13 protein-coding genes, 2 tRNA genes and 1 other RNA gene are annotated in these 12,936 nt (G+C 41.6%); 11 read left to right on the forward strand and 5 right to left on the reverse strand.

Features of this window, described 5'->3' with window-relative positions; translation table 11 throughout:
• On the forward strand, nt 1–747 hold the full coding sequence (gene pgeF, locus ACRAD_RS03580; protein WP_005024998.1) for a peptidoglycan editing factor PgeF: 747 nt from the start codon (nt 1–3) through the stop codon (nt 745–747).
• A gap of 99 nt (nt 748–846) precedes the next feature.
• Here the strand turns inward: pgeF and smpB are convergent, their stop codons facing one another.
• On the reverse strand, nt 847–1,323 hold the full coding sequence (gene smpB / locus ACRAD_RS03585) for an SsrA-binding protein SmpB (protein WP_005404295.1): 477 nt from the start codon (nt 1,321–1,323) through the stop codon (nt 847–849).
• Nucleotides 1,324–1,465: 142 nt separating this feature from the next.
• Between smpB and coaD the strand changes: the two genes are divergently transcribed.
• From coaD to ACRAD_RS03605, 4 genes are all read left to right on the forward strand, one after another.
• Complete coding sequence (gene coaD, locus ACRAD_RS03590; RefSeq protein ID WP_005025000.1) at nt 1,466–1,957, forward strand: pantetheine-phosphate adenylyltransferase; 492 nt, start codon at nt 1,466–1,468, stop codon at nt 1,955–1,957.
• Between the two features lies 1 nt (nt 1,958).
• Complete coding sequence (locus ACRAD_RS03595; RefSeq protein WP_005015756.1) at nt 1,959–2,222, forward strand: YfhL family 4Fe-4S dicluster ferredoxin; 264 nt, start codon at nt 1,959–1,961, stop codon at nt 2,220–2,222.
• Nucleotides 2,223–2,248: 26 nt separating this feature from the next.
• Nucleotides 2,249–2,604, forward strand: an RNA gene (rnpB, locus tag ACRAD_RS03600) — RNase P RNA component class A.
• Between the two features lie 63 nt (nt 2,605–2,667).
• A tRNA-Met gene (locus tag ACRAD_RS03605) sits at nt 2,668–2,744 on the forward strand.
• A gap of 80 nt (nt 2,745–2,824) precedes the next feature.
• On the opposite strand, the gene ACRAD_RS03610 is transcribed toward ACRAD_RS03605, so the two are convergent.
• A complete protein-coding gene (locus ACRAD_RS03610; protein ID WP_005025002.1) occupies nt 2,825–3,229 on the reverse strand; it encodes a hypothetical protein in 405 nt (134 codons plus the stop codon).
• A gap of 159 nt (nt 3,230–3,388) precedes the next feature.
• Here ACRAD_RS03610 and ACRAD_RS03615 point away from each other — a divergent pair.
• Nucleotides 3,389–3,465, forward strand: a tRNA-Met gene (locus ACRAD_RS03615).
• A 112-nt stretch (nt 3,466–3,577) separates the two neighbouring features.
• On the opposite strand, the gene ACRAD_RS03620 is transcribed toward ACRAD_RS03615, so the two are convergent.
• Nucleotides 3,578–4,615, reverse strand: coding sequence for a hypothetical protein (locus ACRAD_RS03620; RefSeq protein WP_005406995.1), 1,038 nt, complete (start codon nt 4,613–4,615; stop codon nt 3,578–3,580).
• A complete protein-coding gene (locus ACRAD_RS03625; RefSeq protein WP_005015749.1) occupies nt 4,608–6,233 on the reverse strand; it encodes an NAD+ synthase in 1,626 nt (541 codons plus the stop codon). Before ACRAD_RS03625 ends, ACRAD_RS03620 begins: the two co-directional genes overlap by 8 nt.
• A 247-nt stretch (nt 6,234–6,480) precedes the next feature.
• Between ACRAD_RS03625 and ACRAD_RS03630 the strand changes: the two genes are divergently transcribed.
• Nucleotides 6,481–6,969 carry a hypothetical protein gene (locus tag ACRAD_RS03630; RefSeq protein WP_005025006.1) on the forward strand — a complete coding sequence of 163 codons (489 nt, stop codon included), beginning with the start codon at nt 6,481–6,483 and terminating at the stop codon, nt 6,967–6,969.
• A 50-nt stretch (nt 6,970–7,019) separates the two neighbouring features.
• On the opposite strand, the gene gltA is transcribed toward ACRAD_RS03630, so the two are convergent.
• Complete coding sequence (gltA, locus tag ACRAD_RS03635) at nt 7,020–8,297, reverse strand: citrate synthase (protein ID WP_005015746.1); 1,278 nt, start codon at nt 8,295–8,297, stop codon at nt 7,020–7,022.
• Between the two features lie 1,011 nt (nt 8,298–9,308).
• Between gltA and sdhC the strand changes: the two genes are divergently transcribed.
• From sdhC to ACRAD_RS03655, 4 genes are read left to right on the forward strand one after another with little or no spacing between them, the layout of a single operon-like run.
• Nucleotides 9,309–9,707 carry a succinate dehydrogenase, cytochrome b556 subunit gene (gene sdhC, locus ACRAD_RS03640; protein WP_005404293.1) on the forward strand — a complete coding sequence of 133 codons (399 nt, stop codon included), beginning with the start codon at nt 9,309–9,311 and terminating at the stop codon, nt 9,705–9,707.
• Nucleotides 9,707–10,072, forward strand: coding sequence for a succinate dehydrogenase, hydrophobic membrane anchor protein (gene sdhD, locus ACRAD_RS03645; RefSeq protein WP_005015742.1), 366 nt, complete (start codon nt 9,707–9,709; stop codon nt 10,070–10,072). The genes sdhC and sdhD overlap by 1 nt, the downstream gene beginning before the upstream one ends.
• Nucleotides 10,073–10,084: 12 nt before the next feature.
• Nucleotides 10,085–11,920 (forward strand): succinate dehydrogenase flavoprotein subunit, encoded by a 1,836-nt coding sequence (gene sdhA / locus ACRAD_RS03650; RefSeq protein ID WP_005025008.1) that lies wholly within the window; start codon nt 10,085–10,087, stop codon nt 11,918–11,920.
• 14 nt (nt 11,921–11,934) lie between these two features.
• The gene (locus tag ACRAD_RS03655) at nt 11,935–12,645 is read left to right on the forward strand and encodes a succinate dehydrogenase iron-sulfur subunit (RefSeq protein ID WP_005015737.1); all 711 of its coding nucleotides are present in this window, start codon (nt 11,935–11,937) and stop codon (nt 12,643–12,645) included.
• Nucleotides 12,646–12,936 lie beyond the last annotated feature (291 nt).

Consider the following 12,936-nt stretch of genomic DNA (forward strand, 5'->3'; position numbering starts at 1 on the left):
ATGCAGTTTGTTTCAGGGCTTCCATCAGGTGTATATGCAGGACAGACACGTATCTGGCATCCAGGTACATTAACTTCAGCAAAACCGGAACTTGCGGGCTTTAATCTGGCTTTGCACGTGCAGGATGATACGCAGCGAGTACAAGCTCACCGGATGATTTTGCTGGAAGGACTGGCAGGCTATGGTGTAGATAAAATCACATGGATGACTCAAACTCATAGCACGATCTGTCATACGATTAATGAAGCACTTCCATTCGAAGCTCTTATTGGTGATGGTTTAATTACCCAGAAGAAAGCTCATGCCTTGATGATGATGACAGCAGACTGCTTGCCTGTAGTGATGGGAAATGCACAAGGCACTGAAGTTGCCAATCTGCATGCGGGTTGGCGTGGACTTGCAGGTGGTATTATTGAAAATACCATTACTGCCATGCAAGACAGGCCTAGTTGGGCCTGGTTAGGTGCGGCGATTAGTCAGTCCTGTTTTGAAATTGGTGCAGAGGTCAAGGCAGCATTCTGTCATAAATATGCGGAAGTTGAATCGGCCTTTATATCAGGGCGCTCAGGGAAGTATTATGCCGATCTTTATGCAATTGCCCGTTATATTCTGCAACAACAAGGTATAAAGATGGTACTAGGAGGCGACCAGTGCTCATATCAGCAATCTGATCAGTATTTTTCATATCGGCGAAACGCCCAGACCGGACGTATGGCAACATTTGTTTTTATGCAATCATCAGGATAAACCAGTCAGGTCCTTTGTGCTCGCTACTTCAAACTCATTTGTAAATTTTTCCGGTGTGAAAAAACCTCCAGTTGTGGAGGTTTTTTCATTGCAGGATACTTATTTGTGGAAGATACGTGCCTTGTCGCGCTGCCAGTCACGGTCTTTTTCGGTTGCACGTTTATCATGAAGCTGTTTACCTTTAACCAGCGCGATTTCAAGTTTGACTAAAGGTCCTTTCCAGTAACAGGCCAACGGCACACAGGTATAACCTTTCTGGTTAACTGCACCCATTAATTTCTCAATTTCACGCTTAGATAAAAGCAGCTTGCGGGTACGGGTTGCTTCAGCAACAATATGGGTAGAAGCAGAAAGTAAAGGCTGAATCTGGGCACCAAACAGATAAGCTTCGCCATTTTTCAAAAGGATATAGCTTTCTGTCAGGCTCATACGTCCAGCACGTAATGATTTAACTTCCCAACCCTGTAACGACATGCCGGCTTCAAACTTTTCTTCAATAAAATAATCGTGGCGTGCGCGTTTATTCTGCGCAATTGTTCCACCATTATTTTTTTTCACAACTTTTACGTTCGCCATAATCATTAAATTCCAAAGTTGTACTTATTGTGCCGTAAAGTGCCAGCAAGAGAAAGTTTTTTCAAAAAGATGGGGATACTTCGCTAAAAAATCAAGTTTTTGTTAAACTAGGGCCCTGCACAATAAATTAGAGTATCAAGCGATGTCTAAAGCTCGCGTTATTTACCCGGGAACCTTTGATCCAATTACTAATGGCCATATTGATCTGGTAACCCGTGCAGCCAAGATGTTTGATGAAGTGGTGGTTGCCATTGCGATAGGACATCATAAAAATCCGGTATTTAGTCTGGAGGAGCGTGTAGCACTGGCGAAAGCTTCCTTAAGTCATTTAAGTAATGTCGAGTTTGTGGGTTTTGATGGGCTGCTGGTCAATTTCTTTCATGAGCAGAAGGCAACTGCAGTACTACGTGGACTGCGTGCGATTTCCGATTTTGAGTATGAATTTCAGCTGGCTAATATGAACCGGCAGTTAGACCCTCAGTTTGAAGCAGTTTTCTTAACACCTTCTGAACAATATTCCTTTATTTCATCGACACTGGTTCGTGAAATTGCCCGCTTAAAAGGTGATGTAAACAAGTTTGTACCCCCGGCAGTCGTTGAAGCCTTTGAACGTAAACATCAGCAAGGTTGGTAGCGTGTCTTTATATATTACTGATGAATGTATTAATTGTGACGTATGCGAGCCCGTATGTCCCAATGAAGCTATCTTTATGGGGGAGATGATTTATGAAATTCATCCTGACCTCTGTACTGAGTGTGTCGGACATCATGAGCAGCCTCAGTGCCAGCTGTTCTGTCCGGTCGACTGTATTCCCCATGATCCAAACCATGTGGAAACAGAAGATGAGCTAATGCAGAAATATAAAATGTTGACTGCTCAAAAAAGTGCGAGCAATTAACAGATAAATTTGATACTATGCGCGACGAAGTGAGCCGGACGGTCGCTGCTGTGGAGGTCTTCGTGACTAAAGCAGGGGAGGAAAGTCCGGGCTTCATAGGGCAGGGTGCCAGGTAACGCCTGGGCGGCGTAAGCCGACGGAAAGTGCAGCAGAGAGTAGACCGCCTCATTCGTGAGGTAAGGGTGAAAGGGTGCGGTAAGAGCGCACCGCGTATCTGGTAACAGTATACGGCATGGCAAACCCCACCAGAAGCAAGACCAAATAGGAATCCTGAGGTACGGCCCGTACTGGATTCGGGTAGGTCGCTTGAGCGTATGAGTGATTGTACGCCTAGAGGAATGACCGTCCTCGACAGAACCCGGCTTACAGGCTCACTTCAACAATTTTCCTGTAAATAAAGCTTGACCTGCTAAAGATAAATGCAGATAATGCGCGCACAGTTTTCGGCTATGTAGCTCAGTTGGTTAGAGCACCGCACTCATAATGCGGGGGTCACAAGTTCAAGTCTCGTCATAGCCACCATTTTTATAGACCACGTTCTCTAAAACGTGGTCTTTTTTTGTCTGTGTTTTTATCGTTTGAGTAGCGGGTAGAGGACTTTACTAGTCACAGGTTATTGAGCCGGTATCCAGTTTGATTTGTGGAAACCTTTCTGTATATGTATTTAAGATCTGTTGGCGTTGATCTTTGCCAAAGACCTGTTCCTGTAGCTGTGTAATTTTCTTTTCACTCAAATATTGTCTAGCACAGTGCAGTGCTATCTGATTCTCCTTGGCAATACTGAGTTTTTGACTCTCTGTAATTTCATCAATTCGATAAAGCTTCTGCTGTGCCCGACTGAGCTGTGCCAAGCTGCGCTTTTGCTGCATACTAAGTAATTGCTGGTGATTAATCCATTTGGCTACATCCATACGTACGCCGTTATAATCTACAAAGATTGGACTAATCGCACTGCAGGCTGTAAATCCGGACAAGACAGTACTGGCGATCATCATTTTAATTTTCATGTTGTGTCCTGATAAGGTTCTCAAATTATTTTCTACGTAAAATCAAATATGTGTATTATTTTTCAGCAAAACACATCTTTTTGCTTAAAGACTGAGCATTCATTAAAGATAGTTCTTGACGCTGAGCAATGAAGTTTAGATAATGCGCACACAGTTTACGGCTATGTAGCTCAGTTGGTTAGAGCACAGCACTCATAATGCTGGGGTCACAGGTTCGAGTCCCGTCATAGCCACCATTTTAAAAGACCAGGCTCTCAGTCTGGTCTCTTTTTTTGTGCCTAAAAATTATTGTCAAATATTTTTGATTAATCATCAGCCCAATCTTATAAAAATTAAGCTTCAATATATTTATTGGTTTACCTGATACTGCCGGATGAGCTCTATTGTGTGCGGTGCTGCATAAAATGGTGATAACAGCTGATGCAATAATGGGTCAAGTATGTCATTTTGATCGAGCGCTTGCAGTACAGATGGAATGAAACGTAAACCTTCATTCATTAAGTCATCCTGGGTCAATCCTACGGCATTCAGCAGTTCTTTTAATGAATGTTCCTGGAAGTAGTGATAAAAAATATTCACACCTTCAAGGATCAGTTGCTGTAAATAGCTGCTTTCACGTAATTCCCGCCAAGATTCATAAAGTAATACAAAGAACTCTTCTATATCAATTGCAGTAAATTGCGACATACTGTCTTGCAGACTCTTGTATTTGAATTCCTGCCATACATGCATTGCAATATCATACAGATCTTCTGAAGGAAGCAGCAGAAGCTCACTGAGCTGTTCTTTAATTATATTTGCAAGCCTGAATTCGAGCTTGGCTTCAATAGTCTGCTGCTGTTCCTGCATAAACTGTAAAACCCGTTGCTGAATACCTGCCACTTTATATTTGCTATAACGTAACTGATTTAACCACGGGGTCTTGCTTTCAATAATATAAGTCGCCATTTGCAAACAGACTTCATCTACCTGCTGACTCTGTAGTAATAAATCGCGTAAATATAAGCGGACATTTGTCAGCTCGACGAGCTTTGTAAGCCAGAATTGATATTGCTGATCTGAAATAAGATCTTGAAGTTCAGTATCCGACTGTAGGGCGTACTGATGCAGCTTTTGCGACATTATTCCGATCAGTTCCAGTATTTCTGCACCCAGATTCATTTCAAAGGCGTAGCGTTGTACCACAGCATGGAGCTGAGACACATTGATTACTTGTTTAAGCTGCACCTTTTCCGAATAATGATAAAGCTGCTGGATCAAAATTTTTAAAGCTGGATGATCTTTAGAATAAATATAGTGTTGTTTTAAAAACTTCACCTGCTCAAGCAAAAGTGCTTGAGCAAGTTCATTTGGAGTGATTTTATAAGTCTTTTGATTATTAGACACCAGGTTTCCAGCCATTTACTATCGGATAACGTCGATCCCGTCCGAAAGCACGTGAGCTGATCCGCGGACCAATCGCACCTTGTCGGCGTTTGTACTCATTACGGTCAACCAGTTTAATTACCTTCTCAACGGTTGCCCGTTCAAATCCTTTGGCAATAATATCTTCCTGACTCATATCTTCTTCGATATAAGCATAAAGAATTGCATCCAGAATATCATAAGGCGGTAAAGAGTCTTGATCTTTCTGATCTGGACTTAATTCTGCTGAAGGTGGACGGGTAATTACACGTTCAGGTATAACTGGTACTTCACTTAAACTGTTTCGATATTTGGCCAGTTCGAAAACGATAGTTTTATAAACATCTTTTAATACCGAAAAACCACCTACCATGTCACCATACAATGTACAGTAACCTACAGCTACTTCAGACTTGTTACCGGTAGATAGAACCAGATTACCAAACTTGTTAGATAGTGCCATGAGCAAAGTGCCACGGGCACGTGCCTGTAGGTTTTCTTCTGTCGTATCTGCCGGACTGTTTCCAAAGAATGGATATAGAGTCTGCAAGAAGCCATTCACAATCGGATTGATTTCAGCAATGCCAAAAGTTACACCCATAGTCTTGGCCTGTGCTGCAGCATCTTCAACAGAAATTTGTGCGGTATAAGTATAAGGCATCATTACTGCCTGGACCTTGTCGGCTCCAATCGCATCAACAGCAATAGCCAAGGTCAGGGCAGAGTCGATTCCGCCAGATAACCCGAGAATAACGCCGGGGAAGCCGGAGCGCTGGATATAGTCACGGGTTGCCATTACCAACGCCTGATAAATCTCGGCCATAGTGTCAAGCTCAGGTGCGATTTCCTGAACTATAAAGGCGTCTTTATCTGCACTATATTCGGCGTAGTGCAGGCATTCTTGAAAGCTAGGTGCACGTGTAACCAGTTCACCTTGCGGGTTTAATACAAAACTTGACCCATCAAAAATAATATCGTCTTGGCCGCATACCTGGTTCACATACACCAGATTAAAATTGAGCTGTTTGACCAGCTGCTGCATGGTCTGAATACGATGCTGTGGCTTGCCTACTTCATATGGCGAAGAGTTAAGTACCAATACGGTCTGCGCCTTAAGCTGGGTTAGCTGCTGTACTGTATTAATTGACCAGATATCTTCACAGATCAATACAGCAAACTTGTGTTCCATATATTCAAATACAAGTTGCTGGTTACCAGAAGCAAAATAACGTTTTTCATCAAATACGCTATAATTCGGCAGGTTTTGTTTATTATAAACCCCCAGTACTTGACCATCTTTAACCACAGCAGCCGAGTTATATCGCTGCCCGGTTTCAGCCTGATTAACAAAGCCAAATACCATGACGATATCTTTAACTTGTCCCAGAATTTCAAAGACCTTTTGTGTACGTTTGCTCAGACTTGGACGCAACAATAAATCTTCAGCTGAGTAACCTACTGTGCACAGTTCTGGAAAAACAATAATATCAGCACGCTGTTTTTTCGCTTCATTTGCCTGCTCAACCATTTTCTGAGCATTAAGTTCAAAGTTACCAGTATGTGGAGAGAACTGAGCCAGGGCGATCTTAAAACTTTTCATTCACACCTAATCCTATTTCTATAGGGTATAAAATACACAACATGTTGATTTAGAAGTTATAATTTTCCAACTTCGTGTACACATATTAAAAACAATTAAACAAATAAAATTTAATAGGTTGATATAACACACTTGTCTGCTATACAACGAAAAAAGAACAAGATTTTGCCGTATTGTAGTCGAAAAAAATACATATTCTAGTATTTAAATATGTACTTATAAAATATCTTATTTCAGGCAAAGGTTTATGGCACTTTTTTTACAGCATGTAGCTAAACGTTTAACGAATATATTTATTATTAAAAGACGCTTGCTTACTCCGGGAGAGCGTGAATTAGCCTATTCTGTATTTCACTCCAGTTTGAAACTTGATCATATTGAAATCATTGCTCATCACGCGATTTTAAAAAACTATGCAATGAGCCCAAATGGTCATATCTATTTTAACATTCAGGACTGGCGCGAAGATTTTTCTATGGCTCCATTGTCCATACAGTCCTGGCTGATCCATGAACTTACTCACGTTTGGCAATACCAGCAGGGAATGAACGTGATCCGTAATGCCGTATTTAACCGTCGTTATCAATACATACTGCAACAAGGAAAGCAGTTTTTTGAATATGGTATAGAGCAGCAGGCACAGATGGTACAGGATTATTTTTTAAGGCGAGTCAAAGGGCAGGAGTGTTCGGCTTATGAAGCCTGCATCCCTTTTTTAAATAAACAGATAGTATAAAAAAACCACCCTGAGGTGGCTTCCTGAAGTCTAATTCATGTTGAGATGAATTAACGACCTTCGATGTCGCGTTGAGTTTCGCCAGTATAAAGCTGACGAGGGCGACCGATTTTGTATGGACCAGAATGCATTTCTAACCAGTGGCTGATCCAGCCTACGGTACGTGCAAGTGCAAAGATCACAGTAAACATTTCAGTCGGGATACCAATCGCTTTAAGGATGATACCTGAGTAGAAATCTACGTTAGGGTATAGGTTACGTTTAATGAAGTATTCATCAGACAGGGCAATACGTTCAAGTTCCATAGCCAAAGCGAGCTGTGGATCATTGATGCCAAGTGCACCCAGTACTTCGTCACAAGTTTCTTTCATGACTTTAGCACGTGGATCGAAGTTTTTATAAACTCGATGACCGAAGCCCATGAGTTTAACTTCTTTAGTTTTCACTTTTTCCATGAAGTCAGCAACGTTTTCTACCGAGCCGATTTCATCAAGCATCTTAAGAACAGCTTCGTTCGCGCCACCATGAGCTGGTCCCCAGAGCGCAGAGATACCAGCAGCGATACATGCATACGGGTTAGCGCCAGTAGAACCTGCTAGACGTACTGTAGACGTTGAAGCATTTTGTTCATGATCTGCGTGCAGCGTGAAGATACGGTCCATTGCTTTTGCAAGGATCGGATCAACTTTATAATCACGGTCAGCCGGAGTCGCAAACATCATGTGAAGGAAGTTTTCAGCATAGCTCAGATCGTTACGAGGGTAAACGAAAGGCTGTCCGATGGTGTACTTGTAGCTCCACGCAGCAAGTGTAGGAATCTTGGAGATCAAGCGGATCGCAGTGATTTCACGGTGATCAACATTTTCAATATCCAGATTGTTGTGATAGAACGCAGACAGCGCACCAACCACACCTACCATAATGGCCATCGGGTGTGCATCACGGCGGAAACCATTATAAAAACGGCTTACCTGATCATGAACCATAGTGTGGTTGCGAACTTTTGCATCGAACTCTGCTTTTTGTTCAGGAGTTGGCAGTTCACCATTTAGAAGCAGGTAGCAAGTTTCAAGATAGTCAGCTTTAGTTGCCAGCTGATCAATCGGATAGCCGCGGTGCAAAAGAATGCCTTTATTACCATCGATGAACGTGATCTTAGATTCACAAGAAGCTGTCGCCATGAAACCAGGATCAAAAGTAAAGTGACCTGAGGCCAACACATCTTTAACGTCGATTACATCTGGGCCCAATGTGCCGCTGTAAATTGGTAATTCAATTTCTTTGCCATCAAGCTTAAGAACGGCTTTTTTGCCAGTTGCTTCAGACATTCAATAGATCTCCTGTCCTGGTGGATATTTTATCTGATTCGTTACTAATCTTTTAATGCGAACCAGACGGATCAAAAATTGCTACTAAGATTAGTGAGTACTGAAATTTTGTCAATTATACTTATGGATAAAAAATGACGTGGCCACATGGGTTTAGTCATTATAATCAAGTAAGGAAAGTATGAATAAAATCACAGCACCAGCTGGCTATAATAAGTCAAATTACAGGGCAGGTGCAGAAAAAAATAGGGTGGTTGCCGTAAATGTAAGCAAATTTTTATCCTTAAAATGTATTTTATTTCCTTCTTAAGAGAAACATGATTGTGACAAAAGATGATGAAACCTTTAACTTATTTAGTTTAGTGAGATTTAAAAGACTTTTATGGGTCATAGAAAAAACAAATAAATACTTTCGAAAAAAACGTTTGATTGTATAAAAAATGACTCATAAATTAATCTAAAATTGTTTATAAAATAGTCATTTCGGATTTTATAATCGATTGAGCTTATCCATTTCTAAACAAAGAAAGGCATTTAAAAAGTTTAAATTATGACTGTTTAAGCCATAAATAATGGAGTCAGCAAACGTGTAGTTTGCTTTTATCAATTGTTCTAAGAGCATTTCAGTCTATAATTACTTTAAAAGCACATAAGGTTTAATAAAAATATTAATTAATATAAGTGTTTGCTTTTATTCATCTTTAGTCTAAAACATTTGTTTTATCTTTTTATATTTTCCGATCAGGTTAAATTGTATATTAATTTAAATGAATGAGTGACTTAGCTTGAATTTTTCTGCTCTATGGTAAGCTATAAGTACTTATTTTATTGTTAATGATTCTTATTTAATAAGATTTTTATAGAAAAGCGCCAGTTGATTGTTTGTATTTTGACAGACCACGTTTTATAATTCGATGTCGTTTATAAGTCTTAGGCATTTGCTTGCCTGACAATGCCAGCTTTCCTTCGAATTAATTCCAACAAACTCCAGCTGGAGTTTTTACCTACAGGATGCCCGCTGTGAAAAGCAACAGACCTGTCAATTTGTCCATGGGTCAGGTGTTAGCAGTAAACTTACGCTCACCCGTGGCTATTGCATCAATTTTGCACCGTATTTCCGGTGTGATCGTATTCTTACTCGTTCCAGTTCTTTTATGGCTCTTAGATAAGTCATTATCTTCACCGGAAGGTTTTGCTCAAGTTCAGGAAATCTTTAGCGGTTTCTTCGTACGTTTTATCGTATGGGTATTTGTAGCTGGTTTGATTTATCACTTCTTCACTGGTCTTAAGCACTTGCTTGCTGATATCGGTGTGGGTGAAGGCCTGCAAAGTGGTCGTACTGCAGCTACAATTTCATTGGCTCTGTCTGTGATTGGTATCATCGCAGCCTTTGTATGGATTATGTTCTGATGAAAAGTGCTACAGGATTAACAGGTTCGGGTTCTCGCGACTGGTACATTCAGCGTATTAGTGCTGTGGTACTGGCAGCTTATACTGTTGTGGTTTTAGGATGGATCCTACTAAATGGCGGATTCACTTACGAGCAATGGTCTGGCTTTATGATGACAGTGCCAATGAAAATATTTTCATTGTTGGCGATCTTATCACTTATCGGACACGCATGGATTGGCATGTGGCAGGTGTTTACAGATTATGTAACTACCCGTCAGATGGGACCTTCAGCTAATGGTTTACGCCTTGTGCTTACGTCTGCAGTCATTATTGCTGTGTTTGTGTACGCAATCTGGGGTATCCAGATTTTCTGGGCGAATTGATAGGAAGATATCATGGGCGCGATAACCCCTAAAGAAGATTATTCAAATATTCAAAACCTCACTTTCGATGCAGTCATTGTAGGTGGTGGTGGTTCAGGTATGCGTGCTTCTTACCAGCTTGCTCAAGCAGGTTTGCGAGTTGCAGTACTGACCAAAGTATTCCCGACCCGTTCCCATACAGTTGCAGCGCAAGGTGGTATCGGCGCATCACTGGGTAACATGCAGGACGATAACTGGCATTACCATTTTTATGACACTGTAAAAGGTTCAGACTGGTTGGGTGACCAGGATGCAATCGAGTTCATGTGCCGTGAAGCACCGAAAGTTGTTTATGAACTTGAACACTTAGGTATGCCTTTTGACCGTAACGCAGATGGTACAATTTATCAGCGTCCATTTGGTGGTCACTCTGCAAACTATGGTGAAAAGCCAGTTCCACGTGCCTGTGCAGCAGCTGACCGTACTGGTCACGCACTTTTGCATACGCTATATCAAAGCAACGTGAAAATGGGAACTCAGTTCTTCGTTGAATGGATCGCTCTTGACTTGATCCGTAACGAAGAAGGTGAGGTACTGGGTGTAACAGCAATTGACCAGGAAACAGGTAATATTGCTGTGTTCCAGGCAAAAGCAACACTGTTTGCTACAGGTGGTGCTGGTCGTGTTTACCGTGCATCTACTAATGCTTATATTAATACAGGCGATGGTCTGGGTATGGCTGCTCGTGCTGGTATTCCATTACAGGATATGGAATTCTGGCAATTCCACCCGACAGGTGTCGCGGGCGCAGGTGTATTGCTGACTGAAGGTTGTCGTGGTGAGGGTGCAATCCTTCGTAATAAAGACGGCGAACCGTTCATGGAACGTTATGCACCGACTTTAAAAGACTTGGCACCACGTGACTTTGTATCACGCTCTATGGACCAGGAAATTAAAGAAGGCCGTGGCTGTGGTCCAAAGGGTGATTATATCTTGCTTGATATGACTCACTTGGGTGCGGATACAATCATGAAGCGTTTGCCGTCTGTATTCGAGATTGGTAAAAAATTCGCAAACGTTGATATTACTAAAGAGCCGATTCCGGTGGTGCCCACTATCCATTACCAGATGGGCGGTATCCCAACCAATATGCATGGCCAAGTTGTACTGCCTGAACCAGGTACAGACAACTACACCAAGCCGGTAAAAGGTTTCTATGCTATTGGTGAATGTTCTTGCGTATCTGTACATGGTGCAAACCGTCTAGGTACAAATTCATTGCTTGACCTAGTGGTATTTGGTAAGGCTGCGGGCGAACATATTATTGATTACGTGACTAAACATCACGGTGATGAATATGCTCCGCTGCCAACTAATGTTTTACAGCAGACCGTAGCCCGTATACGCAAGCTGGACGAATCTACTACTGGTGAAAATGCACAAGAAGTAGCTGATGCGATTCGTGATATTGTTCAGGATCATGCAGGCGTATTCCGTACTCAAGCCTTGCTTGATGAGGGTGTTAAGCAGATTCTTGCGATTGAACCACGCGTTCGTAATATTCACTTGAAAGACAAATCTAAAGTATTTAACACTGCGCGTATTGAAGCTCTGGAAGTTGAAAACTTGTATGAGGTAGCAAAAGCCACCTTAATTTCAGCAGCTGCGCGTAAAGAATGTCGTGGTGCTCATACTGTGGTTGATTATGAGTTACCAGCAGATCACCCGACCTATTCATATGGTCGTCGTGATGATGAGTGGATGAAACACACTCTGTGGTACTCGGTAGATAACCGTTTGGAATATAAGCCAGTGCGTTTCAACCCGCTGACTGTTGATCCAATTCCACCAGCACCGCGTACATTCTGATCAGGAGTATAAAGATGAGTAGAGGTACTCGTACATTTCACATCTACCGCTATGATCCTGATAAGGATAAAGCGCCGTACATGCAAACTTTCAAGCTTGAGCTGACTGATAAGCACCGTATGTTGCTTGATGCTCTGCTGGCGTTAAAAGTACAGGACGAAAGTCTGACTTTTCGCCGCTCTTGCCGTGAAGGTATTTGTGGTTCGGATGGTGTAAATATCAATGGTAAAAATGGTTTGGCTTGTCTTGAAAACTTGAATGACCTGCCAAATGAAATTACTATTCGTCCATTACCGGGTCTGCCAGTAATCAAAGATCTGGTTGTTGATATGAACCAGTTCTACGAGCAGTATAACAAGATCCAGCCATTCCTGATTAATAATCAGCCTGCACCGCCAAAAGAGCGTTTGCAGACTCCGGAAGAGCGTGATCATCTGAACGGTCTGTATGAATGTATTTTATGTGCATGCTGTTCTACTGCATGCCCATCATTCTGGTGGAATCCTGATAAATTCCTGGGACCGTCAGCATTGCTAAATGCTTATCGTTTTATTATTGACTCGCGTGACACAGCGACTCAGGACCGTCTGGCACGTATGGATGACCCGTTCAGTCTTTTCCGTTGTAAAGGTATTATGAACTGCGTATCTGTTTGCCCTAAAGGTTTGAATCCGACTAAGGCAATTGGTCATATCCGTAATATGCTACTTGATCAAGCCGGTTAATTAATCCCTAAAGAAGAGCGTACATCACAGGTGTGCGCTCTTTTTGTTCATTTGTGTAAAAGATAGGGGACTTTATTTGTAATTCGCTCTATTTTTTATATAAAGCACCGTATGTTAAAGCATAAAATTTTTAATGTATTTAGCCAATTTATAGGAGGTATGTGTCAAAAAAATCAATTCAATCTGGAGTTCATGTTACGATATAACACACAGTTATATTTGAAAAAAATGGCTATTCTATTGTTTATTTATTAAGCATATTGAGGATGGTTGAGCAAAATTTTACTAAAA

This window comes from Acinetobacter radioresistens DSM 6976 = NBRC 102413 = CIP 103788 (genome assembly GCF_006757745.1).
Lineage (GTDB): Bacteria > Pseudomonadota > Gammaproteobacteria > Pseudomonadales > Moraxellaceae > Acinetobacter > Acinetobacter radioresistens.

Bases quoted from the DNA above. Each gene is read 5' to 3' on its own strand.
- sdhC (WP_005404293.1), top strand. From the start codon at position 9,309: ATGCCCGCTGTGAAAAGCAACAGACCTGTCAATTTGTCCATGGGTCAG.
- ACRAD_RS03610 (WP_005025002.1), bottom strand. From the start codon at position 3,229: ATGAAAATTAAAATGATGATCGCCAGTACTGTCTTGTCCGGATTTACA.
- gltA (WP_005015746.1), bottom strand. From the start codon at position 8,297: ATGTCTGAAGCAACTGGCAAAAAAGCCGTTCTTAAGCTTGATGGCAAA.
- sdhA (WP_005025008.1), top strand. From the start codon at position 10,085: ATGGGCGCGATAACCCCTAAAGAAGATTATTCAAATATTCAAAACCTC.
- pgeF (WP_005024998.1), top strand. From the start codon at position 1: ATGCAGTTTGTTTCAGGGCTTCCATCAGGTGTATATGCAGGACAGACA.
- smpB (WP_005404295.1), bottom strand. From the start codon at position 1,323: ATGGCGAACGTAAAAGTTGTGAAAAAAAATAATGGTGGAACAATTGCG.
- ACRAD_RS03630 (WP_005025006.1), top strand. From the start codon at position 6,481: ATGGCACTTTTTTTACAGCATGTAGCTAAACGTTTAACGAATATATTT.
- ACRAD_RS03625 (WP_005015749.1), bottom strand. From the start codon at position 6,233: ATGAAAAGTTTTAAGATCGCCCTGGCTCAGTTCTCTCCACATACTGGT.
- ACRAD_RS03655 (WP_005015737.1), top strand. From the start codon at position 11,935: ATGAGTAGAGGTACTCGTACATTTCACATCTACCGCTATGATCCTGAT.
- sdhD (WP_005015742.1), top strand. From the start codon at position 9,707: ATGAAAAGTGCTACAGGATTAACAGGTTCGGGTTCTCGCGACTGGTAC.
- coaD (WP_005025000.1), top strand. From the start codon at position 1,466: ATGTCTAAAGCTCGCGTTATTTACCCGGGAACCTTTGATCCAATTACT.